This is a genomic window from Pararhizobium sp. IMCC21322 (genome assembly GCF_030758295.1).
Classification (GTDB): domain Bacteria; phylum Pseudomonadota; class Alphaproteobacteria; order Rhizobiales.
In genome coordinates this window covers 3752694-3779093 of the sequence record NZ_CP132335.1, presented here as the reverse complement: position 1 = coordinate 3779093, position 26400 = coordinate 3752694, and the positions used below count along the sequence as shown (strand labels likewise).

The following is a 26400-nucleotide window of genomic DNA, read 5'->3' as shown; positions in this document are numbered from 1 at the left end:
CCGCTTCAAGTATGCATGCAGCCAGAATTGTCGAGACTTTCGTCTCGCGTCAGTTGCTCAATCGCAGTGCAGGCGCGCCCGACCACGTCCATGGATCAGATTTTGCGGCGGCGGTTGGAGAACGATGGCGCCAAGAGGCAAACCCGTTTCCGCCCAGGACCCAGATTGCGTTCACCATGGCCCAGCAGTGACGTCGTTTTATGCCAGCCAGCCGGTGACAGCGCATATGGCTAACGCTGCAAGGCCCACAAAAACCGTCTGATTTTCATTGTGACTTTCTGGCGGTCATGAGATCAGACCCGCGTATAAATCGTTCAAGACAACGTCCAGCTCCAACTACCATTGGACACCTGACTTGCGACCTATTGCCAAGAGTTTATTCCGTTGAAAAACGCCAATCCGGCCAAACTCCTGCAGATGTTCTACAGGTCTGGCCAACAACAGCCCGGCACCGGCACCAGGACTTGTAGAGTGGCATCGTTGAATTGGGATATTTGCCAGTAATCTTTCATTCGTGCATGATAATGGATCATGGGGAAAGCAAGAGTTATTGCGTTCAGCTAAGCCATTCAAAAAAAACAAGATTTTAGGAGTGGCCGCACTGTGGCTTGTTCTCATCTTGATTGATCTTTTGGCGGCGCACGGAGTTGTGCGCCTTAAGTTTGACCATGGTCTGGATCGCATTTTTAGCGGCGGTGGCGAACGCTACGACGACTTTTCGACATATCTGGAAAAATATGGTGCGGCAGACGGGGTTCTGATCCTGGTAAAGGGTGAGGACTTGGCCGCGCCAACGTCAACAGCAGCCCTGATCGATCTTGCTTTGGATCTGCAACTGATGGAGGGCATTGATGCTGTTTATTCTCCTTTTTCGGTTCCCATTCCTACAGCGGATCAAGGTGCTCTGACACTGGAAGGCCTGCCGGGAGACCCCACCCGGACGTGGCGCGAAGCACATGCGGTGCAGCCAGATCTGTCGCGTGTGTTGACGCTGGATCGCCAGAGCGCATTGATCACGGTTATCGGACCCACGGATGGCATGGCGATTGCCCGGATCGAAGCGCTGGCCACAATGCGCCTTGCGGAACCTGGAATAAGCCACAGGTTAACAGGACTTCCCGTCGCGCTGGACCGGTCAAGCACGTATCTGTTGCAGGATTTTGTGCGCCTCAATGTGGTGGGGGCAATCTTCGGAATTTTGGTTGCGGTCATTGCGCTTAACGGCTGGTGGGTTGCCGTGACAACGCTTCTGTCGGCCGGGACCGCCTTGCTTTGGGGAGTAGGCGCACTGGGCTGGCTGGGCGCTGAAATCAACGTGATCTCTGTTGCTCTTCCTGTTTTGGTGTTGGCGCTTTGTCTGTCCGACGCCGTACATTTGGGCATGGAACAACGCACGATGCTTCGCAGCTCTTCAGTGCGTCCTATCCTAGAAACGTTGTTGCGCATTGGACCTGCCGTCTTGCTGACGTCTCTCACAACAGCCATCGCCTTTCTTTCGTTAGGGCTGTCTGGCTCTGACGCCATATCGCAGATGGGCACAAGTGGCGCTCTGGCGGTTCTGGCAGCCAGTTGCGGTGTGCTCTTGGCGAACACAGCACTGGGGGCGGCTGCCTTGCTTCTCCTGGGCCGGGAGCGACTGGCTGAGGCATCATCCGGTGCGCCTCGGCGGTTTTGCAATTGGTTCTGGCTGGCACGGTTCGGCATTGCCGCGGATCGTCCGGTCGCAGTGACAGGACTGCTTCTGACCGTGGTCGCGTGTGTTGCCTACATCCTGGCGGACACCCGGTTTTCTCTCTATGAAAACCTGCGCGAAACCGATCCCGTAGTGCAAACGATGCAGGACATCGAGAGCTCATTCGGAGCCGTCTCGACGCTGCAGATCACTGTCGATCTTGCTGGCGAAAACCCCGTTACAATGGCACGCACCGTCTCGGCCAGGGTGGAGGCGGCGGCCCCGGAACTGACGCCATTTTCGATCGCGACCATCGCTGATATGGCGGCAACATCCGGGATGGAACTTACAGAATTGACGGGGCAACTTCCCGAGCTACTTCGGAAAAGGCTGGAGGGTATAGAGGCCGATCAGACAATCGTGACAGTTCCCTTTCATTATCAAAATTCGGCGCAAACACGCGCGTTGACAGCTCAGATTGAGGTTGAACTATCCACCATCTCCAGAGCGTCCGGGGCAAATTCTGTGCAGGTCTCAGGGCCGGAAGTCATGTCAGCCTTCGTCAGCAAAGACATGATCCGTGCCCTCAGTCTCAGCCTTCTGTTCGCGATTGGCGCGGTGGGTCTGATCATTGCTTTGTGGCTGAAGAGCGTCAAAGCCGGTGTGCTTGCCCTAGCCGCGAATATTCTGCCCGTGGCTTTGGTTGGTGCAGCTCTTGGAGCAACCGGACTGGGGGTTTCCTTCGCCGCCGGTATTGCAATGACGCTCGCGTTTGGAATTGCTGTGGACGACACCATTCACGTCATGAACCGCTTTCGGCTGACTTCGGCGTTTGAACCGCAGCGTCTGGTGCGTGCGATGCAGGACGTGACGCCCCCGGTTGTCGTGACCTCTATGGTGCTGGTGGGTGGTCTTTTCGGGGCATTTGGCGCGAATTTGCCAACAGTGGAAGAATTCGGAGGACTGGCAATTGCGGTGTTCCTGTTGGCCCTGATCGCGGACCTCGCCTTTCTGCCCGCCCTGATGAAGTGGTCTCGTCTATGAAACGCATTTGGAAGCACATCAGCATTTTGTTTTTGGGATTTTGGCTGACAGGCCCATTGGCGGCGGAAAGCCTGACAGCCACATTTTCGGGCCTTTGGGAAGGAAACGGTGTGCTGACAACCGCCGCAAACAAGCCACAACGCCGAACGCGGTGCCAGGTGGAAGTTGTGCCTGAGGCCGGATCAGAGACGCTGCACATTGCCGGTGTCTGCGCCGTCGCAGTGCGCCGGTCGCGCTTTGTCCTGCGCATTACCTGGCTGAGAGGCGGGCGTGTGGTCGCCGGTTTTCGCGCCAGCGGTATGGAGGAGACGGTGCAGTATCGTGGGAAACAGTCCGGGAAAACCATTGAGCTTTTGTCCAGCACCACTCAGGATTTTGATGGCCGTGCACATCTGTCACGACTGGTTATCGCGTTCACCGGCAAGGATAGCTTTGCCGTTGACGAATGGCGGCAGCCCGAGGGTCACGGTGCCGACCTGCATAGTCTGTCCCTTGTTTTTAAGAAGAAAGACCTGTGAGAATGAGGCCAATGCGTAAGGGGTGGGGAAATTCGAAAGGCTTGGTCCTGCTTGGTTGCCTGGCTTGGGCTGGAAACGCGGCCTATGCGCTGGGGGGCAACGGGGGTGCCACAAAAACCTATTCTCCTGCGGTCGTGGCGCTGGCACTGGCTGTTTTCTTCGTTTGGCATTGCGGGCATCGCTATGGCCGGTCTGCCATTCTCCGGTTTGTGGCGGTTGTGTTTGTCGTTGGCTGGGCATTCGAGACGCTCAGCGTGATGACCGGCGTGCCATTCGGGCGCTACCATTACACTGACATCATGTCGCCATTCCTGGGCCATGTCCCGGTATTTGTACTGCCAGCCTATCTGTTTATGGGCTACGCGTCCTGGTCGATGGCAACCTTGATGCTGGGTATCCGCACCGCCGCCCTGCCGCGCAATGCGGCCTATAAGGTGCCACTGGTTGCGGCGGGTCTCATGGTGCTTTGGGATCTCAGCATGGACCCGTTGCGGGCCACTGTCGAAGGCCGGTGGATATGGATCGACGGCGGCGCCTATCTTGGCGTTCCGGTCTCCAATTACGTCGGGTGGTTCCTTGTCACCTGGTGCATGTTTCAAGCTTTCGCAATTTTGCTGAAAGACAATCCACCATCCGAACGGTCCGATATCGTGGCGGATCGCTCTTACTGGGTAGCAATTCCGCTGATATATAGCTGCTTTGCGGGTGAGTATCTGCTCAATCCAATTGTTGATCACGACCCCGCTCTGACGGCCACAGGGACAGCGGTTCAGAACATCTTTTCATCAGTGGCTCTCATCACGTCGCTGACACTCGTGCCTGTGTTGCTCTTGGGCCTTATCCTCGCCCTCAGACCTCCGCTGTCGCGAACGCGTATCCAGAGCCCCAGGTCCACGAGGCGCCGGCCCAATGGCAGAACCTCAGATGAAAAACCGGGGATAGAGTCTGGGAGGCCGGCACCTCTTCCAACGCGATCCTGTCCGAGCATAGTGACCGCGCCGAGGACGCATGCGAGCGGATGGAAACAACCTGAACCACAAAACTTTGATCAATGAGTTCTTCAACGGAATAGGCGTTCAAAGCAGATGTTGCCAATTTGAAACCAGTGCCACCGACGGCAGAGTGAACCAGCCTTGCCCTTGCAGGGCACTCCACTCATATTGCGGATGACATGGCCAATGAACCTTGGACACCAACATCATGAGAACAGCAATTCTTTTCGACTGTGAGTTTCTGTGTCTTGAAGGTTCACAGCGCCGGTTCTGGTGCGCCGCTGACGATCCCGATCCAGTTATTGCCCAGATCGGTGCTGCAAAACTGGGGTTGGAGGGAGATTTCCCAATTCTGGATACATTCATGGTCTATGTTGTGCCGATTGACCGCAATGGCAACAGATATGCGCTTGATCCATTTTTCACAAAACTGACCGGAATCACTGAGGAGAATATTGATGCTGAGGGTATTTCATTGTCGGAAGCTCTCGCGCGCATCGACAGATTCTCACAAGGCGCTCGCTTCTGGTCCTGGGGCAAGGACGAGCTGAATATGCTCGCGATCAGTTGCTATGTGGCCGGCATTGAACCGACTATCCCGGCAAACCGGTTCGACAATGCCGTCAAACTCTTGCTGGCGGCGGGTATGCCGGTTGAGGATTTGGCACGGACGCCCAGTAACAAACTAGCCGACTATTTTGATGTCGATCATCCGCCGTTAAAGGGGCATGACGCGCGCGACGATGCGTTATCCGTCGCCTATACCGTGCAACACCTTTTGAGAGAAGGAAAGTTGCAGTCCAACGCGTTTGATAATTTGTATTCGGGATAGCCGACAGGGCACGGATAGACTCCGCCAATGACCGACTGGGCCAGGTTTGGCATCATCTCAGGACCTCAAACGACAGAACGAGATATACCCGAAACCGAAAAGGCATTCTGATGTTCTGGTTGGTTTGCTGTTTCACAGATTGTCATTCAAAAATTTCAAAACAAGTTTGTTTTTTGATGAGTCATCTCTTCACCGCCAATTTGTCCGAACAATCCAAACCAACGCAATGCGGGAAGAACGAAAGTCGCGTCATGGAAATGGGAACATGGTCGGCTGAAAAAAATCAAATTCCGGCATGGCCGATTTTTCAGCAATGAGGTTAAAGCGGCAGTCTGAGCCATATGAGAAGACTGAACTCAAATTGGAGACCATCACGCTTAACTACAATGAGCCCAATTCAGCCAACGTTTTGGGCGCAAGGGCGAAGCGACCCATAGCCCTGAGCTTCGATAGTTGACGAACACCAAAAAAACGCGTTGAACTGAATGATAACAATGCGCCGTTGATTATATAAAAAACGGCAGAATGGTTGGGAAAAAAATGCGTCGTATCACATCAAGTATCATTGTTGGCGTTTTGTCAGTTTTGACATCAGCAACAGCAGTTCTTTCACAGGAAACGACAATTCGGATTGGAACCGGCGGGAAAACCGGTGTTTATTTTCCAACTGGAGGGGCAATTTGCAGGCTTACAAACCGCGGTGTCGCTGACCACGGTGTCATGTGCGAGGTCGAGTCCACAGGTGGGTCAGTTTACAATCTCAAGGCGGTCCGCGCTGCTACGCTGGACTTTGGTATCGCTCAGTCAGATTGGCAATTCCACAGCCTGAACGGAACTTCCAAGTTTGAGGAAGATACCCCTGACACAGAGCTGAGAGCTGTCTTTTCAGTGCATCCGGAACCGTTCACTTTGGTTGCCCGGGCAGATTCGGGAATTAAATCGTTCGAAGATTTAGTTGGAAAACGCGTTAACATCGGGAATCCTGGATCAGGGTCCCGTGGCACCATGGATGTCTTGATGGCGGCCAAGGGAATTAAAATCAGTGATTTCTCTCTTGTGACCGAACTCAAATCATCAGAACAGGCACGCGCGGTGTGCGATAACAAAATTGATGCAATGGTCTTTACGGTCGGCCATCCCAGCGGATCGATCAAGGAAGCTACCACGGAATGCGATACCGTGTTGGTTGAGGTTGGGGGCCCAGAAGTTGATGCTTTGATCAGCGAAAATCCCTATTACAGAACCGCAATTATTCCAGGCGGTATGTATCAGGGAAATCCAAATGACACGAAGACGTTTGGTGTGGGCGCTACGCTTGTCACTTCAGTTAAAGTGCCTGACGATGTGGTCTATGCAGTGACCAAATCGGTATTTGAAAACATGCGACGCTTCCGCAGATTACATCCGGCTTTGGGTAATCTTAAAGAAGAAGAAATGATCAAGGATGGTCTTTCAGCGCCACTGCATCCCGGTGCGATACGTTATTACAAAGAAGCGGGTTTTTAGGTTTCGGGATTGAACATCTCAGGGATTTTTGTCCGAAATTTAGGTCTCGCCCATTTCAATAACACACAGGTTTAGGCCTGGTCTGTTTTGCCGTTTCTTCTTCCCGGAAGAGCGTGAACGATGATTCCAGAAGTCGGTAGAGAGATTGTGGGTTCCTTCATACAACATTTAAAGGAACCCCGGATCTTACTCCGGGGTCTACCCTACAAAGGAAACGCTCCACCAAATATAGATACCGACCGCGATAATCGGCAAGGGATACAGCGACGCACCTATGATGTTTAAACGACTTGCCAAAACCTCGGATTTTCGCTCGTTTACCCAAAATACCAGGACACTAACGGCGATCGAGAACCACATGACAATCTGCAAAGCAAAAAAGATATAATCAATTGCCACGAGATAGCCGATATTTGGAAGATCGTTAGATAGCCGGGCTCTCAACAGCGACACGGTAACCAAAACCAGAATGCCGCCACTCAATCTGGGCGGGATTTCGCGAATGGGAACAGCGAACAGCAATAGTCCGATAACAAACAGGATGACCATCGGTAACATAATAGTTGTGCTATAGCTGGTCAGCTTGCGCGAAATTTCCATTTCCATTTTCATTTTTGAGAAGTTTACCGCAGTCTCTCCCTGGAATGACCGGGTTTCACCGAGGGTTGAAGCCGTTTTGACAACATCCTGATAAATTTGGGCGTTGGTCATTTGCCAGCCCTTGGCAGACCGGAAAACGTCTTCCTCGTGAAGTCTGGACAGGAGTGTCACGCCTTCCCCGGTCAACCTCATCCCAAGATTATCTGTGACAAACCTCAAACTTTCGCTGGTCAGATCGCGATGCCGAACTTCCAAAACGATATTCTGTTTATCAAATGGATAATTTTTGAACTGGAAGTCGCCGTGGAATGTTCCCCTGACTTTAAACGTCTGGATTTGCATACTGTTGCGTTCGCGGGACCAGATCGGGTTGATCAAGCGGATCGGGCTTACCGCATTGCTGAATTCAATTTTCGATAAGTCCAGATCGCCTCGGTATCGGAACCAGATAAAGAAATCTAATGTGTAGTTCCCGGTAGCCGTGTTGAGGTTGCTGATTTCATTTATATCGACCCCAAAATAGACGATTTGGGCCGAATTCATGTACCCGTCTGCGTAGGGAATAATATCCTTGGATTCGAGCTTTTCGGAGAAGTTTGGCACCATAACCGGATTTAGGACCGGCTGTAGCTGAATTGGTGCCGAAATGAATTCTCCAAGTTCAAATATCCCGACAGGGACAGATTTTATGGCGTTGCCCTTGTCATCGAAATAGATGTTCCCGGTTATCCCATCAAACGCCTCAATAGGTTTGTCAATTGATGTGAGAAAGCTTCGAATGGCGTCACGATCCTGAATGATATCCGTCCCGGAAATCTCCGCATTTTCTATCGCGTGAATAGCCACGCTGGCGGCGTCGTAATATAACGCATTGCCGGAATCCGGATTATGGCCATATTTGTTTCGAAATTTGGCGCGGAAGTTCACAGCATTCTCATTGGCAACATCCCAGATCATGGATGTCGTGGCGTAAATCTGGTCGGTGAAATCTCCCGGACGCGTCTTGAGAATTGGGTCTGGTTCAAAATAGGTTGGAAACTGCTGATTGATGGAGTCCGGACCGAAGATAGGCAGAGTGAAGCCGGAATTTCGCATTTCACGCACGAAGTGAGCCGCATTGGCGGCATTCATCGCAAGAAACACCATGCCACTGTCAGGTGCCAATGACAGTTCTGAAACAATGTCTGCCATATCAAGATCAATATCAGGGCTCTTCGCATCGACCGTGAATTCGCGTTTGATTTCTAGCGGCAGTTTCCCTGTAGCCGTTACAAAAGCCTTCGCCAGCGATCGACCATAAACACTGTTGGTTGAGACGAGTGTTGCGGTCTTATAGCCAAGGACGCTGTTAATGTAGTTCGCTATAAAATCTGCCTGAAAGCCATTGTTGTAGGTCACGCGGAAGTACCAGGGGTTACCAACCGTGAGTGCGTCTGCTGTCGCTGTTCCTGATATGGCCGGAATCTTATTTTCCAGATAGATGGGCCCAGCCGCTATCGATGCACCACTGGTTCGGTGCCCAATGACCAAAAGGTTATTGTCATCCAATGCGATTTGTTTTGCGGCCAAAACAGCCTTGGTGGCTGAGTTCTCATCGTCATATGTTTTCAATTCAACGAGACGTCCGTTCACACCGCCGTCGGCATTAACTTCATCGACCCGAATTTGTGCGGCTTCCACCATGGCTCGGCCTAATTGCGCACTGTCTCCCGACATTGGACCAACCACTGCAATCGTCCAGGGAGTTGTCTCTTGAGCTTGGGATGAAACTACGAAAAAGAATTGGCAAATTACCAATAAAATCGAAATTAATGACAATTGCGTCTTACTGTTCATAGTCCCCCCGAGGCGATTTTCGATACATTCCTCAAAAACCAAAATGGTACATTGCTGATTGAACAACTGATGTCCAGAAATTAGAGAAAATTCTTTGTTAAGCTATACACGTAAACACGGCTGAACACGCCAACTATCAGTATATTGACAGGTCGTTTCCCGAGATCCGTATTTCTAATTGGAAACGCAGGCTTCGCGACATCGTGATTCTCTTGCATCAAACCCATGGAGAGTAGCCGGATTGTTGATGAGGATGCGCTCAATTCCCTCTGGATCACCCATAAAGGGCAGCACCCTAGGTCGAGTGCATCCATCAGATACACGTCGTGGCCTAAACCAACTCCGCATCCTTCATGATTTCCACCAATGCAGGGCCATTGACTGCGAGGGCTCGCTCAATGGCAGGCCCGATGTCTTCAGTTTTGGTGACCTTTTCACCATGTCCGCCACAGAGTCTTGCGAGGGCTGAAAAGGACGGATTGTGCAAATCTGTCTCCCAAACCGGCCATTCACGGCGTGAAACTTGCCAAGCTGCATTCGGTCGTAGTCCACCTGAATAATGTTTTGCTTCAGCGCAATTCCGGTGTGGTTTGAAAAACTGGCTCCCAGGGCTGTCAACACGTCGGCTTCGTTCATGAACCAGCTTGCAATCGGAGTGCCTGATCTTCCCAGGACACCCGCACCAAGAGTGTGGTCGTCTGGCACCAAACCCATGGCCTTGAATGTTGTCACGACCAGCGCGCCGATTTTTTCGGCCCTGGCGCCGCCAATGGCCACGCCCGAACATGCTGCCATACCTTGCTGCCAAGTCTTCAATTCAACGCACATTGCGCGTGACTGTCGGGCCTGTTTGCAGGACCACACATCAAGCATTTGGGTTAAAATCCCAAGTACCTAATATACTGCAATAACAATTCTTTAAGGGATCTCGTTCACGCAATCCTCGTCGTAATATTTTACGATAAGATGATTTCTTCTGACGGCGCAAGGGTCGCACGAACACGATAAATTGTTGTCCAGGCGTCGAATCCGCAAGCGAGCCAGCTTTCGGTTCGGTTATGCGAACAATGGCTGAGGTGATCGTCAGAGACGCTAAAGGAGGTCCGCCTTCTGCGCTGTTTTGGCACGCCAACATTCGACCTCTGCGGTTGGGAGTCTGGACTGAAAATGAGAGCTTTTTCAATTCTCTGAAATGGGCACAGGGTTCAACTGAACAACGCATCACACACAGCGGCCTTTTCAACGGGTGTTTGATTTTGCCGCGTATTTCCAACGAGTGCAGGCCACACGAGTCGCCGCTGATTTTGCCTGCCAAGTGCAGTCACAGAAGACACCGCTTCGTATACATAAGAGTTGACTATTGTAATTTTAGTATGCAATTTATGCGACATGGAAGCATATAAAATACAAGATGAGCCAGATGAGGGGTTTTCGGGAGACAAGGCGACTCTCGCAGACTCCATTCGCCGTGTTCTGGCCGATGAAATTTTTTCCGGTGAGATCGAAATTAATCATCGGCTGGACGAACAAGAACTTGCCGATAGGTTCAAGGTTTCAAGAACGCCGGTGCGCGAGGCGCTTCGTCAGCTTGCTACGGCCGGGCTTGTGGAAATCAAACCAAGGCGCGGCGCGGTGGTCGTGCCTTCAGATCCTGAACTCATAGGCCAGGCGTTTGAGGCAGCCGCCGAATTAGAGGCGTTGGCCGCCGGTAAGGCTGCGATGCGCGCATCGCTGTCGCAAATGGTCGATCTTCAGGAATTGTTTGAAGCATGTGATGCGGCCGTCAACGCAGACGGCCCCGAACGCTACTCATCTGCAAATCGTGAATTCCATGACAAAATCGGTGAGCTGTCCGGCAATGTCAGCCTGGTGGCGGCAACACGTATCGTGCGCATTCAAACGGCTCCTTTCCAACGCGCGCGGTTCTCGCAATTGGACGAACGACGGCAATCTCAAACAGAACACGCGGACATTCTGAGTGCAATTTGCCGTCAGGATTCAGATGCAGCAGCCCGCGCAATGAAAGAACACATTCTGCGCGCCAGCCTCTACGCCATCAGCCGCAAGCGCACGCACGGAGACAAACTCTGACAAGGTAAATCAACAATCGATCCACTGGGAGGACTAGAAATGCAACATCCAATACGCACTGCTCTAACGGCTGCGGTGGCGCTTGCCGTCACTGCAACAATGGCGCTACCGGCTTGGGCGGAAACGATCCGCATGAGCTCACGTTCGTCAAATTGGGACATTGTACTGATTGAAAGCGGAATTGCTGAAAAATACGGGCTGGAGCTGGAAGTCGTACCGATGAAAACCGGTGTCGAAGTAACCGAAGCCCTGATCGGCGGATCTGTTGATGTTGGAAGCGTTGGTGAAACCCCTTTGACCTCGCTTCTTAGCAAGACAGACCTGGTCGCAGTGATCGGCACAGCCGTGTCGACAGACGGCGGATATGCACAGGTTATTGTGGCCAAAGACTCGCCAATCCAAACTATTGACGATCTCAAAGGCAAGCGCATTGCGACCAAAATTGGCTCAGGGTCTTATCGGGCACTGAATGATTGGTGCGCGAAAAACGGGTGTTCGCTCAACGATTTTGAGATCCTGAATACGTCTCCCGGTGCCATTCTGGCAGCCATAGAAGCCGGATCGGTGGAAGCGGGCATCTGGTTTGCGCCAACCACGTCAATCGCCGTGGCTAAAGGTTTTGGACGGATCATGATGAATTTCTCCGGCGCCAATGAAGGTCAGGCAAGTTGGGTTTCCAACCGTGCATTTGCAAATGCGAATCCTGAGCTTGTCGCAAAATTTGTCGCGGCCACAATTGAGGCTCAGCAGATTTTTGCTGAAGATCCGGACCGGGCTGCAGCGCTTCTGGAAGTTGGCATGCAAAAACGGGGACGTGACCTGACGGCCGATATCCTGAAGATGGGGCTCGCCGATTTCGATTACACACCATCGTTTGATCCGGAACGGAAAGTTCGTGTGTTCCAGGGTGTTTTTGAAAGCCTGTCCGCAGCTGGCAAGCTTTCTGGTGATATGCCAGATTTTGCGGCGGCACTTTTGCCCGATGTTCATGCAAGAGCACTGGAAATCGTCGCTGAAATGAACTGATCCATTTGGCGGCCCGGCATAATCACCCGGGCTGTCCTATCTGACGACGTGACCACTGGAGAGCATTCATGGATACCCCAAATCTGCTGATCATCATGGATGATGAGCATAGCAGTCATGCGCTCGGTTGTTACGGCCACCCAATTGCGAAAACACCAAACCTTGACCGGCTTGCGCAGCGCGGCACCCGGTTTGACAGCGCCTATACGAATTCGCCAATCTGTGTTCCCGCACGCGCTGCGCTTGCGACGGGCCAATATCCCCATCAGACCAGCTATTGGGACAATTGCATTGCCTATGACGGGCATGTTGAAAGCTGGGGGCATCGTCTGCAGGGCGCGGGGATCGAAACCACATCAATTGGCAAATTGCATTATGTTGATGATCGCGCGTCAACGGGATTTGATCGACAGATTCTGCCGATGCATATCCATGCTGGTGGTGACACACAGGGTCTTGTCCGTGATCCCCCGTCGCCGCGTCCCCAATGCCGCGATATGGCTGACAATCTTGGTCCCGGCGAAACAGAGTACACTCAATATGATCGCGACATTCGTGACAGTGCAAAGGACTGGCTGGAGCAGCAGGCTGCCGGATCATCGGATCAGCCCTGGGCTACATTCGTGTCTTTCATCTGCCCCCATTACCCGCTTGTGGCACCGAAACAGTTCTTCGATCTTTATGATCCTGCCGACATGCCGCTTCCCAAACAACGCCCTGATGACGGCACGGATCAGACCGGCTGGTGGCGTGATTTTAACAACAGCTACCTTTGGGACAACTATTTTACCTCTGATGAGCATCGGCGGCTGGCGATAGCGTCTTACTATGCGCTTGTCAGCTTTATCGATGATTGTGTGGGGCAAATCCTGTCTGTGCTGGAAGAGACCGGCCTTGATAAAACGACCCGCGTCATATTCCTGTCTGACCATGGAGAAAGCCTGGGTGCGCGTGGGCAATGGGGCAAGTCCACCATGTATAATGAATCCGTACAGGTGCCGATGATCATCGCAGGACCAGGCATTCCCGAAGGCGAAATTTGCCGCACTCCAGTCCAGCTGCTCGATGTTTTTCCGACTGCTCTTGACAATGCCGGGCTTGAGCCTGCTGAGGACCGCCCTGGTCGGTCACTGATCGAGATTGCGAACCTGCCTGACGATATGTCGCGCCCAATCTTTAGCGAGTATCACGCCACCGCAGCTCGTTCAGCAGAATACATGATCCGGCGCGGACGCTACAAATACATTCACTATGTCGGATTTGCGCCCGAGCTTTACGATTTGGAAGAGGATCCGGAAGAGCTGTCCAATCTTGCCCTGAAGCCAGAGTTCTCCGGTGTTCTGCGCGAGTTTAGGACGCAACTGAATGGCATACTCGATCCAGAAGCCACAGATCGCGCAGCCAAGGCGGATCAGCAGGTCCTGATTGATCAACTTGGTGGCCGCGAGGCGGTTGCGACCAAACGCAGCGCAAGTGCAACACCGGCACCCAAACCTGTTGATGCGGCATGAGCAAGTCATCTGTGGAAATCGAAAACCCCGTAATTGCTTTGCTACGTGGCAACAAATGGACACCATTTGTCGCAATTCTGCTGTTTGGTGCGATCTGGGAAGTGGCGGTGCGATTGAGTGGTGTGAACGCGTTGCTCATGCCTGCGCCATCTGCCGTTTTGGTGCGGCTAGTCGAAATGACCGGTCCGGGTAAAGGCGCAACGCCCGACTTTCTTTTGCTGCGCCATGTTGGAATGACCATGCTGGCCTTGCTCGTTGGTTTCTTCCTGGCTGCGTTGGTATCATCTGCAATTGGCCTCATCATGGGGATGAACCGGGCCATTTATGCGTGGCTTAATCCGATCATTTCAATGTTCATGGTAATCCCGAATATTGCCTTTGTACCGGTCATTATCCTGTGGATGGGGCTTGGATTGAAGACCGTGATCGTTGTGGTTGTCACCGGCGCGTGCTTTCCGATCATCTACACGGCAGCCGCCGGTGTGCAAAGTGTTCCTCAACGCATGATTTGGGCGGCTCAAACCGCCGGAGCCTCACGCTGGCAAATCCTGACAACTGTACTGCTGGGGGCAACAATGCCCTATCTTATTGCAGGTCACAAACTCGCGTTAGGGCGGGCATGGCGGGCCGTCATCGCCGGAGAGATATTTGCATCTACCGCATATGGCGTCGGGTTTATGATCTTTGATGCGCGCACGTTCCTGGATTCAGAAGCGATGTTTGCCGGCCTTATTATTGTTGGCCTGATTGGCGTTACGCTGGAACGTGTTCTGTTCGGATTTATCGAACGTCGAACGGTCATAAAATGGGGTGTCGCAACCTCAAAGGATTTATAAAATGGGCCGGATCAAGATTTCAGCCAAAAATGTTGAAAAACATTTCAATCCCGGGACGCCAGAAGAAGTTAAGGCAATTGAGGATATCACTCTTGATGTGATGGAGGGGGAGTTTGTTTCACTGCTGGGACCATCTGGCTGTGGGAAATCAACTTTTTTGTTCATGGTGGGAGGATTTGAAAAGGCGACCGCGGGATCGCTGACCTTGAATGATGTTCCTATCGAGGGACCAGGCGCCAATCGGGGGATCGTTTTTCAGGAATATTTGTTGTTTCCCTGGCAGGTGGTTTCAAAGAACATTGCGTATGGCTTGCGGATTGCAGGCGTTCCAAAGGCTGAACAAGACCGGCGTGTTGCGGAGTTGATCTCGATGATCGGACTCCAGGGATTTGAAAATGCCTATCCGGAATCGCTGTCTGGCGGCATGAAGCAACGCGTGGCCATTGCGCGTGCGCTTGCCTACGACCCCGAAATCCTGTTGATGGACGAACCTTTTGGAGCGCTGGATGCCCAAACCCGGGGCCGGATGATCAATGATCTGACCCGTATCCACCAGAGCACACACAAGACGACGCTGTTTGTGACGCACTCGGTGGAAGAAGCCATTTTATTGTCGGACCGTGTCGCGCTTTTTTCAGCCAGACCCGCGCGGATCAAAAACGTATTTGAAATTGACCTGCCGCATCCTCGATCAGTGACCGACGAAAAATTTGTACACTATGAGAGGCTCATTCTCGACAGCCTCGAAGAAGAGGTCACAAAAACGATCACGGCAAACGCAGTGCCCGCAGAGAATTTGTAGAGTTTACCAGAAAGACCGAATTATTCAGGAAATCACCTGCTGATGATCGAGTGTGTCTTGTAGCCCGATGCCCGAGGCCGGGCACGTGATGTTGGCGTGTATTTAGGTTGGATTGGACGGTTGATGGTGTTGGCTTGATCCTCAGCAATCTCCAATTCACAAACACAATATTGCTTTATTTGTGTTGAACTGACGCCTAATACAGTGTCCCCAAAGCTTTCTGGGGCGGGATTCACAAAATGCTCTTCCTTCTTGTTATCACGCTGATTTTTATGTTTGTTGGAGCAGTTGTTGCTTTCGTTGCTTTGGCGAAAGTCAGTGACGCGAGGCGGAAGCTGGCAGAGTTGACAACGCTGGTAACGGCGCTGGACAAACGGATTCAGCGGTATGAAGCAGATCCGCAAGCCGCGAGCGCTTCAACGAGCAATGTTGAAGCGCCTGACCTCATCGACAAAGCTTTGAGCGTTGCCACTGACGAAAAACAAGATGCCGCCCTTTCACAACAAGACGTGCCGCCGGTCGAAGCCCTTCAGACAAGTGAAACTGCGCCCGAGCCGAATTCCGAGCTCACGCCAAAACCTGAAACCGTCAGCGCCGCAATTCCGAGCCCGCAAATTCGCAAAGCCGACACTGATATGGAGCAGACCGTTGGTGCCAAGTGGACTGTTTGGCTTGGGGGCGGGGTGCTGGCTTTTGGAACCGTGCTGCTGGCACGCTACTCCATTGAGCAGGGCTTGCTTGGGCCACAAGTGCGTATTGCGCTTGGTATAGGTCTTGGGCTGCTGTTATGCGCATTGGGAGAATGGGCGAGGCGGCATAGCACCCGCTTCTCGCTGTCCAGTTTTCCGACGGCAGATATTCCCGCCGTGCTGACAGCGGCCGGAACGATTGCCATGTTTGCCGCAATTTACGCGGCTTATCAGCTCTATGGGTTCTTCTCCCCGGCGCTGACATTTGTCGCGCTTGCGGTGGTTTCGCTGGCAACCATGGCGGCAGCATTGCTGCATGGTCCAATGCTTGCCGCATTAGGACTTGTGGCCAGTTTTGCCGTTCCGTTTCTGATTGGTGCCGAGCAGCCGAACATTGCAGGGCTTGGTGGCTATTCACTTGCGGTCGGTGTGGCGGCCTTCGGTGTCGCGCGTGTGAGAGTCTGGCGCTGGCTTGCGCTGATAGCAACGGCTGGTCTGTGTTTTATCGGCCTTGTAATGGTGCTTGAAGCCGGTGCCGGCGAGCGTTGGATTCTGACGGCTTACGATAGTTTGACACTTGGTTTGGTGCTGTTTGTGTTTGTCGTCAGCCATTATGCCGCCAGGCCTGATCTGCGTGTGGCTGTTGACTGGGCGGCATTCGGCGCACTGGTCGTACCGTTTGTGCTGTTCCTGTTTGTTATCTTGCAAAGCCCGGTTGACGGGTTCTCAGCCCTTGTTCTGGTGGGCCTTGGTGCTTTGGCCTTGGCTGTCGCTTACCAGTATTCTGCGCTGCGGATTCTGGCTTATCTCGCCAGCGGCATGGCGATTTTCAGCCATGCTGGCTGGAACCTTCCGGGCAATGCGCTGGATGCCCTTGGCCAGATCTATAATCCGACATTGGGCGTCTGGTCTGTGCCGCCGGAATTGCGATTAACCGAGGCTGTGCGCCTTTATGCGCTGCTCAGTGCTGTGCTGATTTTCCTGTTTGCCGGTGCCGGATTGCGCGGCATTATTGGAACCCGGTCCAAATTGCAATTTGCCTTTGCCGGAACCTTTGCGCCAGCGGTTCTGCTGCTGGTGTCCTATCTCAGGTTTGATGTGGTTGCATCATCGCTGTCCTTCGGTTTGCTGGCGCTGGCGTTGGCTGTGTTTTTTCTGGGAAGCATGGAATGGCTGCTTAGAAACCTGCCCAAAACCACCGGGTTCCGAGCCCGAGTGCTGGACTTTTACGCTGTTGCCGCGCTGGCTTCGATCATTCTTGCAATCTGGATTCTTCTGTCCGGGTGGGTGCTGACCGTCACCGTTGCCTTGCTGGCTCCGGCTCTGGCGTGGTGCTACAGCCAGCGGGCCATGCCTGCATTGCGGCCCATGGCAGTGGCGATGGTGCTGTTGTGGGTGCTGCGCATTTTGTGGGACCCGTTCATCGTTGGCGATGCTCTGGGCACCACCCCAATCTTCAACTGGTTGCTGGTCGGCTATGCCGTTCCGGCGGCGGCCTTTGTCTATGCGGCCATACTGCTGGGCGCTACGAAGCGCGATAATTGGCTCGATGCCATGGAGGTCTGCGCTGTCTCAGCGGTGACTGCTGCCATTGCAGTGATTGCACTTCATGCGCTGGATCCCTCCGATCTTTTCGGCCCCATCGATACGCTGGAAGAAAGTGCACTTTTAACCCTCATTGGTGGTGGTGTTGCGCTCGGTTTGCTGCAGATCAAACGCACAGAAAAAAGCGTGATATTGCGCGAATCGGCTACCGTTCTTGGCGGGCTGGGGATTTTGTTTGCAATCAGCAATTTGATGTTTGCCTACAATCCGATGCTCACCAATGCAGCGGTGGGGAGTAGTATTTTCTGGAACAAGCTGGTGTTCTCCTATCTTATGCCAGCCATCCTGTATGGGGTTTTGGCCTGGCGCAGCATGGGCAGGCGGCCCAAACTCTACATCAACACACTCTTCGGTCTCAGTGCGGTGCTGTTCTTCCTGTGGGTGAATTTTAGCATCAGGCTGGTCTTTCATCCGCAAAATCTGGCGACCGGTCCAACCGGAGATGTGGAACTCTACACCTATTCGGCCGTCTGGCTTTTGATCGGGCTTGCACTGCTGGCGCTGGGCATGCTGCGTAACTGGCGTTTCTGCCGGATGATGTCCGGTGGCATCATCGCGCTGGTCACGTGCAAAGCCTTTCTAATCGACATGTCGAACCTGACTGGCATCTGGCGCGCTTTGTCATTCATCGGGCTTGGTGGTGTGCTGTTGCTGATCGGGATGGTCTATCAGCGTTTGCTGACGCCCGACAAAGCGGCGGAGGCAAAGCCGGAGGGTTCAGACTTGCGAGGTCAGATATAGGCCCAGCTTTGTCGGCAATTTATGGGAATGGCAATTATGAGCAGATCAAGGCCGTGGCGGAGCCGTTGATTCACGAACGATCAAGCTGAAATCAATCTCTACAGCAGAGGGCCCATCTTTTCCTTTCAGCAAATCCAGAAGCATGTCAGCTGCCCGGCACCACATTTCCTCAGTGGGGATTTGAATTGTTGTGAGGGCAGGGGACAGATGTCGAGATATGACCAGGTCATCAAAGCCGATGATGGAAACGTCGTCAGGGATGTTGATGCCTTCCCGTGCCGCTGCCAGGATAGCCCCCGTTGCCAGAACATCGTTACCGCAAATAATTGCGGTCGGTGGGGCGGGCTGGCGCATGAGTTCTTTTAACGCAGAACCACCCGCATCGATTTCATATGGTCGTTCAATTATCCTGCTTTCATCCAGGGAAACACCGGAACGAGCCAACTCATCTTTGACACCGTTCACCCGGTTGATGGCGCGGTCATTAAACTTTGTCACGCCAGCAATCATGGCAAATTCCGTGTGACCCAGATCAAGCAGATATCTTGTTGCCCTGGAGGCTGCCTTTGCATTGTCAAAACCCACGCAATGAGCGCCATCTTGCGAATAGGTTCCTGTATTAACAAACGGCGTTTCTTCACGTGCCAGCATGTTGACGCATTCTGGATGATGGGTATCACCCATCATGATGATACCAGCAACTTGCTGAACGAGGAAATTCCTACAAAGATCAAACTCCTGATCCGGATCGTAATTGCTCGACCCAAGCAGAAGGTAATATCCCTTGCCCATCAGGTATGACTGCAAGGCCTGAATACCTTGCGCAAAGATCGAGTTATCAATCGTTGGAATAATGGCACCGATAACCTTGCTGTTTCGGCTCGATAGAGCGCGGGCTGCGCCATTGGGAATATAACCAAGCTGCCTAACGGCGTTTTGAACCGCAATGCGCGTCTTCTCTTTTGTGCTGTCCGGCGAATTTATAACCCTCGAGACGCTCGCAGTTGAAAGACCCGCCAGTTCCGCCACGTCAAAAATACTGACGTTTGGTTTGGTCGATTTAAACTGTAAAGGTTTACGCAATTATCTTTTCCCATCACGGTCTTTGCGTCAGTAGCTAGCACGATTCACTCAAGAATTTCAATAAAATAGCTTGGGAACAGCTTGAAACAGGGGGTTAGATCGATTTGACCTACCGAAAATACGCGCTTGCCGATCGAAAGTAAAAATGTAAAGGTTTACAAAATGGAGAATAAATTGATGATTGCGTTGCACGGTGGGCTCGCCTGCCTCAATCGGTATTTGGCGCGGCTACTTCTATTCGCTAGCGGATCATTAGTTCTCGTTATGACCGGCGTTGTGGCTGCCGGTGTCTTTTGGCGCTACGTTTTGAACGACTCTCTGGCGTGGACCGAGGAAGTTGCACGCTACCTCATGATCTGGCTTGCATGCGTTGGCTCGGTCGTCGCATTGCATCGCCGTGATCTCGTGGCAATCGATATTCTGCCGGATGCCCTGACTGGAAGTGCCGGGCGGGCATTGCGGGTATTGATAGCGACGATTTGTCTGCTGATCTCCGGGTTCCTGGTTTACTACGGATTTCTACTGGCCTTGAACGCATGGGGACAATTGGCTGCCAGTTTCAAAATGCCGATGTTCTTTGTGACAATCGCCGTCCCGTTTGCAGGGCTTGGCTTTGCTCTCATTTCTGTCGAGCACATTCTTGGCGAACTGACCAGGTCGCATGAAACCGTCACTGCAGAAGGTGAGGGTGAGGAATGAGCCCTACATTTGGCATCGTCTTGCTCATTTGCATCGGCCTTGGTGTGCCGGTTGCCTTTGCATTGATTGGTGGGCCGATCGCGGGTTTCATCGTCGATGACAAAATGGTTTTCCTGCAGACATTGCCGCGTAGAATTTACTCTGGAATCGACTCCTTTCCACTGCTTGCCATCCCGCTTTTCATTCTCGCCGGAAATCTCATGAATACTGGGGGGATCACCATTCGCCTGGTTGATTTCGCCAAAGTGCTGGTGGGCCATTTGCGCGGCGGTCTGGCACAAGTGAACATTTTGTCGAGTGTTTTGTTTGCTGGTTTGTCCGGGTCGGCCGTTGCAGACACATCGGCGCTTGGTTCAATGTTGGTGCCAGCAATGGAGCGGGACGGATACACACGCCGGTTTGCAGTTGCTGTGACTGCGGCATCCTCGGTTATCGGGCCGATCATTCCGCCAAGCATCATTATGATAGTCTATGCCTATGTGATGAATGTGTCGGTGGCTGCACTCTTTGCGGCGGGCATTGTTCCGGGCTTGACCATGGCGCTCGGGCTGATGGCCGTGACCGCATATATCGGGAAAAAAAGAAACTTTCCAAAGGCAGAACGCAGAGCGACAGTCAAGCAAGCATCCATCGCCTTTAAAGATGCAATTATTCCGTTGATGACGCCCGTTATCATATTGGGTGGCATTGTCAGTGGCGTGTTCACGCCAACGGAAGCCGCCGCATCTGCGGTGATTTATGCGGTGTGCGTTGGCTTCTTTTTCACCCGCAGTTTGAAGCTGTCTCATCTGCCCAGGATACTGGCCGAGACCGGCGTCACGTCAGCGAGCATATTGATCGTCGTGGGTGCAGCAGCCGCATTTGGATATGCAACGACACTCTCTCAGTTGCCAGTAAAGGTTGCAGAGTTTCTGCCTGAGGTGTCCTCCAACGTTATCGTTATTCTTTTGCTGGTGAACGTATTGCTGCTTGTGACCGGCATGTTTCTAGACTCCGGACCTGCAATCATCATTCTGGCTCCGCTACTGGGACCGGCCTTGATGAACTTTGGGGTCGATCCTCTGCATCTCGCGGCCATTATGTCGATCAACCTGACCATCGGCTTGGCAACGCCGCCACTTGGGTTGGTGCTGTTTGTCGGCTCCAGCATATCCGGTGTGCCTGTCTCAAAAATCGCCAGAGAAATGCTGCCATATTACGCAATCCACTTTTCGGTAATCCTTGCAGTGACGTTTATTCCGGCACTTGCATTAACGGTCCCAAGACTTCTGGGACTTTACTAGCCGGTGGCGACATCGGTCAAACATCTGGGAAGCCACGCAAGCCTTTGCGTGGTGGAATAAACCAGAAATCTTCTAAAGGGAGGAAGATCATGAAGCTACTTTCAACCATTGCCGCCTGCGGATTGGCATTTGCGGTGGGAGCTACAGCTGCATCTGCACAAGAGTTCACACTGAAATATGCCCATGTAGGCCCAGCGACAGATAATTCAGACGACCATGTTCCTGGCGTGTTTTTAAAAAGCTATCTCGAAAGCCGCTCAAATGGCCGCATTGCTGTAGAAATCTATCCGGCAGGTCAGCTGGGTGGTTTCTCAGAAGCCATGGAAGGTGTTCAACTCGGGACCATCGAGCTGACACACACATCACTGGGCGGCATTGTTCCGTTCGTTCCTGAACTGCAAGTTTTGGACGTGCCTTACATGTTGACCGATGACCGGTTGGCAGAAGCGGTTTTGAATGGGCCATTTCTTGGTCAAATGCGCGATGCTGTTCTTGCCAAAACAGGCTCCATCCGTCTGATGGCCGCTTCAAATACCGGGCGGTGGCGTTCCTTTTATACCACTGATGCCGTCATCCATGATCGTGATGATCTTGCGGGTGTGAAAATTCGAACCATTCCGTCTCCACTACAGGCTGAGTTTGTGCGTTTCCTGGGTGGCAACCCGACACCGGTTGCCTGGGGCGAACTTTACACAGCACTTGGCACAGGCGTTGTCGATGGCACCAAGAATGCAGCTCTTGACGTTGTTTCCAACAAGCTGAACGAACATCTTGGAAATGCTATTCTTGATGAACATGCATACCTTGCTGGCTTCTACTGGATGAATCAGGGCTTCCTTGAGAGCCTTCCAGATGATCTTCGTGCGCTTGTCATTGATGGTGTGATTCAGATGGCCGAAGTTCAAACCAACTTCAACAAGCAACAAGATGGGCTTGCACAGCAGGCTTTCATCGACGCTGGCGGAACCGTCTATGTTCCTACTGCGGAAGAAAAGGCAACTTTTGAAGCTGGCAAAGACCACATGCTTGGCTGGTATTCTGATCAGTACGGCACAGATTGGGTCGATAGTCTGAATGCTGCAATAGCAGATGCAAGCGCGGCAATTGCTGCGTCTCACGCGCTATCCAATTAGAGCAAGATGGGGGCATAGCTGTGCCCCCATTTCACGCAGCAAGTAAGGTTCATTATGTTTTTTGACACTCTCAAAGGAAAAACAGTCGTGGTCACTGGCGGAGCAGGGGGCATTGGTACTGCGTTGGCGCGGCAACTGGCTAGGGCTGAAGCCGATATTCTCATAGTTGATCCGAACCAATCCAAAATTGACAGTCTTGTCCGTGAGTTGGGCGAAGGTGCTTCGAAGGTCGTTGGAATACATAGCGAGCTTTCCGATTTTGCAACATGCAAAGACGTCTTGGCCCACGCGCCAAGCGAGTTGATCGGATTGGTCAATCTTGCAGGCGTTTTTGAACCCGATATCGAGGATCCAAATGATGCGGTTGTCTGGGAACGGGCTATCGCGCATAACCTTACCAATTCCAAAAATATGAGCCTTGCATTTGCAGAGTTGGCACCGAAAACGCACACCAGCAAAATCGTCATGACAAGCTCACTTGCCGCTAATCGTGGAGCGTTTGATCACTATTCCTACACCGCCGCCAAGGCTGGCCTCAAAGGGCTTACACGTGCGTTTTGCCGCCGTTTCGCACCCAACATCACCGTCAATTGCATCTGTCCAGGCATTATTATGACTGGCATGCCTGATCGTGTTTTGGCTGATCGGGGTGACGCAATTAGAGCGGAAATTCCGCTGAAGCGGTTCGGCGAACCGGAAGAAGTTGCCTCGGTTATCATGTTCTTGATCAGCGACGCCGCATCTTATGTCTCAGGTCAGAACATCAACATTGATGGTGGAACGATCAATGGCTAAAGCGTGTTTTTGTAACTCTTGAAGCTTCGTGAGCTTATGGGGAGCTCTACAACACTGTGGAGCAGTGCAGCGGCATTGACGTATTTTTGGCCGTGGAAGTGGCGGAAATTCCTAGCCCCACGGCCTAATTGTTTCATTATCGGATCTCCGGGCGACGGGGCCCTCACCTGACCATGGACCGGCCACATGAACCCAATGCAAGCCAAGTGCGATATGCGCCGGTTTTTTCATGTCAGAACGCTATTCAGCGGCCTTGTGGTCCATTTTCATGTCGCCATTCATGGCTTTCTCGTCGGACATGCCTTTCTTTTTATGCATGTCTTCCGATCTGCGGCGTTTGAAGCCTTCCACGCTCAGCTCAACTTCCACCTTGCCCGCTTTTTCAAATTCCAATGTGACCTTCTGCACGTCACCTTCGTTGAGCTGTGTAGAAATTGACATGAACATGAGGTGGAATGAACCAGGCATCAACTGGACGGACCCACGGGCTGGAATTTCCACGCCTTCAGGAACAGGGCTCATCTTCATGACGTCATTTTCGATTGCCATTTTGTGGATTTCCACGCGTTCGGCAAAATCGGTGCTGGCACCAAAAATCCGGTCCGCTTCATCACCATTATTGGTGATGGTCAGATAACCTCCGGCCACCTTGGCGTTTGGCGGCGTGGCGCGGGCATATGGGTGATCAATAACGAGCTCACCGATAGTGAAGCTGTGGGCGGTGGAGGGCAGGCTTTGTGTAAGCGTTGCCACCAAGGCAAACGCAGCAATTTTGATAAAAGACACGATAATCTCCAAAGATGTAGAATTTAAGAAAGCAGTCAGCTTGTTGTTCTGAAAAGCTTTTCAGCTCTTGAAAATTCAAGAAACTGTTGGAGGACCGCGAAGGGGGGTGGCGGGCTGGAAAATGGCGCGCGGCAGATTTGTTGCCGCAACTTTCAGCCTTTGGTTTTCGATTGTTCGCGCGACTGCGAGCGACATTCCGCAGGGTGGGGCGGCGATTGCCGCATCGGCAATACGGCAGAATTCACAGGACGGACCGGCAGTGCCGTTTTCGCCCGCTGGTATATAGATGCAAAGGCTGAGAATGGTGCCATCCGGCAGGGCGTATTCGGAAACCTTCGTGTTGCCTTCACCCGCTGCAACAGGCTGATGTGCAAAAGCTGCAAACATGATGGCACATACACAGGCGATGCGAATCCACATCAATTTTATGTTTCCAAGCCAATGCACTTTTGCTGTAACCTGTATCTGAGTTAGCCGAGCATTCACTCGGCTGATATCAGAACCTCCACATCACGGTGGCGACCAGCCTCAACTGAAAAGTTGCGGTTGTAAGGTGTGCCCTCATGAGTGGCAACGACTGCATAATCGCCTTCTTCCAGAACATATTCCGGAAAGGCTCCGACGGTCTCGGCAATCACTTCGCCATTGGGGTAGAGCAGCGTCCAGCTGGTGTTTGCAATTGCTTCGCCTCCGGAATCATTGACAAGTTTCAGTGTCACTTCTGCCGCGCGGTGATAAAGGGTTGCATCCGTTAATTTGCCTTCTTCAACTGTGATGTCTGCACTGACATTGGCATTGGCATTTCCGTACAGGCTTTCGACCCGAAATGTTCCGGCGTTCAGAGGCAGGATCAAGCCGGAACGAGCGTTTTCCACTATGAGTCTTTCATCTGTGGTTTCAGAATCGCGCTCGGTTATGCGAAAGCGCACCTTGTCGGCTGGAATGTTGACATCTCCGGTTAACTGCGCCTGCAGACGTAGCCCACCGGCACTCAGAATAACGGTTTCTGTGACGGATTGTCCGTCAAGGCGCAGCATGGCGGTTGAGGACGCCTTGCCATAGGCCGCATGGACCAGATAATTGCCAGGTTGCAGGGTTTGCGCCCAATCGCCGCCTTTTCCGCTGGCCACCAGCGGATAGGCTCCGGCTGTATCAGGCACCTGATCGTAAATGCGCCAGGTCACGCCAAAGGGAATCGGCTCGCCATCTTCCACCAGCTTGGCAACCAGTCTGGCCTGAGCTGGTCCTGCATCCAGATCCACCGGCGGCATTTCGGGAATGTTGCTCATGTCCGGCGCGCCCAGAATCTGGGGTAAGACATTCAGCAGACTTTGCCCCGGACTGATATCAGCGGCCCCGGATCCCGGTTTTGCCCTTGGAAGCGGGGCATTTTGAGCTAATGCGGCAGAGGCTGTGGCGCTCATAAAGAGAGCGGCCAGCACAATGCGACAAAGTGTAACCAATTTCACGTATGGCAGCGTTTTCATGAAACCCTTGCAAATTTATACTGTTATCTCGCCGATCCAGATCAATGGACGGTCCGAACCCTAAATGGCTTTACACATTGGCCTTTTGATGACCTGTTCAGCCCTTTTCCGCTCATCTGTGAATACAGTGTTCAGCCGCATTTTGAAAGTGCGTCTGGTTTCCTGTCAGCCTGCTTATATTGATTTCTGCACCGCAACGGGTTTTAAGCTGTGCTTCATCAGTCAAGTTGAGCGGTCTTTTCAGGAGTTTGTATGGATTTGAAGACGTATCTGTCATCTCGGCGCACGATTCCCTCTGCGCATTTGAGTGGGCCTGGCCCCGACCAACAGCAATGCAATGACATTTTAACACTGGCGTCACGCACACCGGACCATGGTAAGTTGGCGCCTTGGCGGTTTATTCTTGTTACTGGAACCGAGCGCCAGGCCTTGAGCGATTTTTGCGTTGCGCGCCAAAAAGCCATTGCGCAGGACGAGGGACGCACCCTGACCGAAGCCGAAATCGACAAGACCGCCACGACGTTTACGAAGGCGCCGCTGATCGTGGTTCTGGTCTCAACGGCAGTTGAGCATCCCAAAATCCCGCTTTGGGAGCAGGAGCTTGCGGCAGGTGCGGTGGGCATGAACCTGCTTCATGCCAGCAATGCGCTCGGTTTTTCCGCACAATGGCTGTCAGCCTGGATGGCCTATGATCCAAAGGTTTGCGCAAAGCTCGGGCTGACAGGAACAGAGCGCATTGCGGGCTTTTTTCACATAGGCACACCGCAAGAAGGCCCGGTAGAACGCGCACGTCCGGACGTGTCAGACATCACAACCCATTGGTCGACTTGACC

Annotated in this window: 22 protein-coding genes and 1 pseudogene; 16 read left to right on the top strand and 7 right to left on the bottom strand. The window is 52.6% G+C overall.

The window, feature by feature from the left end; genetic code table 11:
• Positions 1 to 592 precede the first annotated feature (592 nt).
• From RAL91_RS17795 to RAL91_RS17775, 5 genes are all read left to right on the top strand, one after another.
• The gene (locus RAL91_RS17795) at positions 593 to 2716 is read left to right on the top strand and encodes an RND family transporter (RefSeq protein ID WP_306257593.1); all 2124 of its coding nucleotides are present in this window, start codon (positions 593 to 595) and stop codon (positions 2714 to 2716) included.
• Positions 2713 to 3234 (top strand): hypothetical protein, encoded by a 522-nt coding sequence (locus RAL91_RS17790; RefSeq protein ID WP_306257592.1) that lies wholly within the window; start codon positions 2713 to 2715, stop codon positions 3232 to 3234. Before RAL91_RS17795 ends, RAL91_RS17790 begins: the two co-directional genes overlap by 4 nt.
• 11 nt (positions 3235 to 3245) lie before the next feature.
• A complete protein-coding gene (locus RAL91_RS17785; RefSeq protein WP_306257591.1) occupies positions 3246 to 4289 on the top strand; it encodes a carotenoid biosynthesis protein in 1044 nt (347 codons plus the stop codon).
• 145 nt (positions 4290 to 4434) lie between these two features.
• Entirely contained in the window at positions 4435 to 5058 is a 624-nt protein-coding gene (locus RAL91_RS17780) for a 3'-5' exonuclease (protein WP_306257590.1), read from the top strand.
• A gap of 525 nt (positions 5059 to 5583) precedes the next feature.
• Positions 5584 to 6564, top strand: coding sequence for a TAXI family TRAP transporter solute-binding subunit (locus RAL91_RS17775; RefSeq protein WP_306257589.1), 981 nt, complete (start codon positions 5584 to 5586; stop codon positions 6562 to 6564).
• Between the two features lie 198 nt (positions 6565 to 6762).
• Here the strand turns inward: RAL91_RS17775 and RAL91_RS17770 are convergent, their stop codons facing one another.
• From RAL91_RS17770 to RAL91_RS25125, 3 genes and pseudogenes are all read right to left on the bottom strand, one after another.
• Positions 6763 to 9000, bottom strand: a complete 2238-nt coding sequence (locus tag RAL91_RS17770; RefSeq protein WP_306257588.1) for an ABC transporter substrate-binding protein — start codon at positions 8998 to 9000, stop codon at positions 6763 to 6765.
• 331 nt (positions 9001 to 9331) lie between these two features.
• Positions 9332 to 9487, bottom strand: coding sequence for a thiamine pyrophosphate-dependent enzyme (locus RAL91_RS17765; protein ID WP_306257587.1), 156 nt, complete (start codon positions 9485 to 9487; stop codon positions 9332 to 9334).
• Positions 9488 to 9522: 35 nt separating this feature from the next.
• Positions 9523 to 9795: pseudogene (locus tag RAL91_RS25125) on the bottom strand (hypothetical protein); the annotation flags it as partial.
• A 594-nt stretch (positions 9796 to 10389) separates the two neighbouring features.
• Here RAL91_RS25125 and RAL91_RS17755 point away from each other — a divergent pair.
• From RAL91_RS17755 to RAL91_RS17730, 6 genes are all read left to right on the top strand, one after another.
• The gene (locus RAL91_RS17755; protein ID WP_306257586.1) at positions 10390 to 11091 is read left to right on the top strand and encodes a GntR family transcriptional regulator; all 702 of its coding nucleotides are present in this window, start codon (positions 10390 to 10392) and stop codon (positions 11089 to 11091) included.
• Positions 11092 to 11130: 39 nt separating this feature from the next.
• Entirely contained in the window at positions 11131 to 12117 is a 987-nt protein-coding gene (locus tag RAL91_RS17750; protein ID WP_306257585.1) for an ABC transporter substrate-binding protein, read from the top strand.
• 68 nt (positions 12118 to 12185) lie between these two features.
• Entirely contained in the window at positions 12186 to 13628 is a 1443-nt protein-coding gene (locus tag RAL91_RS17745) for a sulfatase-like hydrolase/transferase (protein ID WP_306257584.1), read from the top strand.
• The gene (locus tag RAL91_RS17740) at positions 13625 to 14464 is read left to right on the top strand and encodes an ABC transporter permease (protein WP_306257583.1); all 840 of its coding nucleotides are present in this window, start codon (positions 13625 to 13627) and stop codon (positions 14462 to 14464) included. The genes RAL91_RS17745 and RAL91_RS17740 overlap by 4 nt, the downstream gene beginning before the upstream one ends.
• 1 nt (position 14465) lies before the next feature.
• Positions 14466 to 15266 (top strand): ABC transporter ATP-binding protein, encoded by an 801-nt coding sequence (locus RAL91_RS17735; protein WP_306257582.1) that lies wholly within the window; start codon positions 14466 to 14468, stop codon positions 15264 to 15266.
• A 239-nt stretch (positions 15267 to 15505) separates the two neighbouring features.
• On the top strand, positions 15506 to 18301 hold the full coding sequence (locus RAL91_RS17730; RefSeq protein WP_306257581.1) for a DUF2339 domain-containing protein: 2796 nt from the start codon (positions 15506 to 15508) through the stop codon (positions 18299 to 18301).
• Positions 18302 to 18346: 45 nt separating this feature from the next.
• Here RAL91_RS17730 and RAL91_RS17725 read toward each other — a convergent pair whose 3' ends face one another.
• Positions 18347 to 19384 (bottom strand): LacI family DNA-binding transcriptional regulator, encoded by a 1038-nt coding sequence (locus RAL91_RS17725; RefSeq protein WP_306257580.1) that lies wholly within the window; start codon positions 19382 to 19384, stop codon positions 18347 to 18349.
• 162 nt (positions 19385 to 19546) lie between these two features.
• On the opposite strand from RAL91_RS17725, the gene RAL91_RS17720 reads away from it, so the two are divergent.
• The 4 genes from RAL91_RS17720 to RAL91_RS17705 all read left to right on the top strand — a co-directional run bounded on the left by RAL91_RS17720 (position 19547) and on the right by RAL91_RS17705 (position 23294).
• Entirely contained in the window at positions 19547 to 20083 is a 537-nt protein-coding gene (locus RAL91_RS17720; RefSeq protein ID WP_306257579.1) for a TRAP transporter small permease, read from the top strand.
• Positions 20080 to 21366 carry a TRAP transporter large permease gene (locus tag RAL91_RS17715; protein WP_306257578.1) on the top strand — a complete coding sequence of 429 codons (1287 nt, stop codon included), beginning with the start codon at positions 20080 to 20082 and terminating at the stop codon, positions 21364 to 21366. Before RAL91_RS17720 ends, RAL91_RS17715 begins: the two co-directional genes overlap by 4 nt.
• Positions 21367 to 21455: 89 nt before the next feature.
• Complete coding sequence (gene dctP / locus RAL91_RS17710) at positions 21456 to 22499, top strand: TRAP transporter substrate-binding protein DctP (RefSeq protein ID WP_306257577.1); 1044 nt, start codon at positions 21456 to 21458, stop codon at positions 22497 to 22499.
• A 54-nt stretch (positions 22500 to 22553) separates the two neighbouring features.
• A complete protein-coding gene (locus RAL91_RS17705) occupies positions 22554 to 23294 on the top strand; it encodes an SDR family NAD(P)-dependent oxidoreductase (RefSeq protein WP_306257576.1) in 741 nt (246 codons plus the stop codon).
• Between the two features lie 240 nt (positions 23295 to 23534).
• Here RAL91_RS17705 and RAL91_RS17700 read toward each other — a convergent pair whose 3' ends face one another.
• From RAL91_RS17700 to RAL91_RS17690, 3 genes are all read right to left on the bottom strand, one after another.
• Positions 23535 to 24080, bottom strand: a complete 546-nt coding sequence (locus RAL91_RS17700; protein WP_306257575.1) for a copper chaperone PCu(A)C — start codon at positions 24078 to 24080, stop codon at positions 23535 to 23537.
• A 75-nt stretch (positions 24081 to 24155) separates the two neighbouring features.
• Positions 24156 to 24503: a hypothetical protein gene (locus RAL91_RS17695; RefSeq protein ID WP_306257574.1), complete on the bottom strand. Its 348-nt coding sequence runs from the start codon at positions 24501 to 24503 to the stop codon at positions 24156 to 24158.
• A 59-nt stretch (positions 24504 to 24562) separates the two neighbouring features.
• Positions 24563 to 25567, bottom strand: coding sequence for a hypothetical protein (locus RAL91_RS17690; RefSeq protein WP_306257573.1), 1005 nt, complete (start codon positions 25565 to 25567; stop codon positions 24563 to 24565).
• 252 nt (positions 25568 to 25819) lie between these two features.
• Here RAL91_RS17690 and RAL91_RS17685 point away from each other — a divergent pair, with 252 nt between their 5' ends.
• The gene (locus RAL91_RS17685) at positions 25820 to 26398 is read left to right on the top strand and encodes a nitroreductase (protein WP_306257572.1); all 579 of its coding nucleotides are present in this window, start codon (positions 25820 to 25822) and stop codon (positions 26396 to 26398) included.
• The last annotated feature ends 2 nt before the right edge of the window (positions 26399 to 26400 follow it).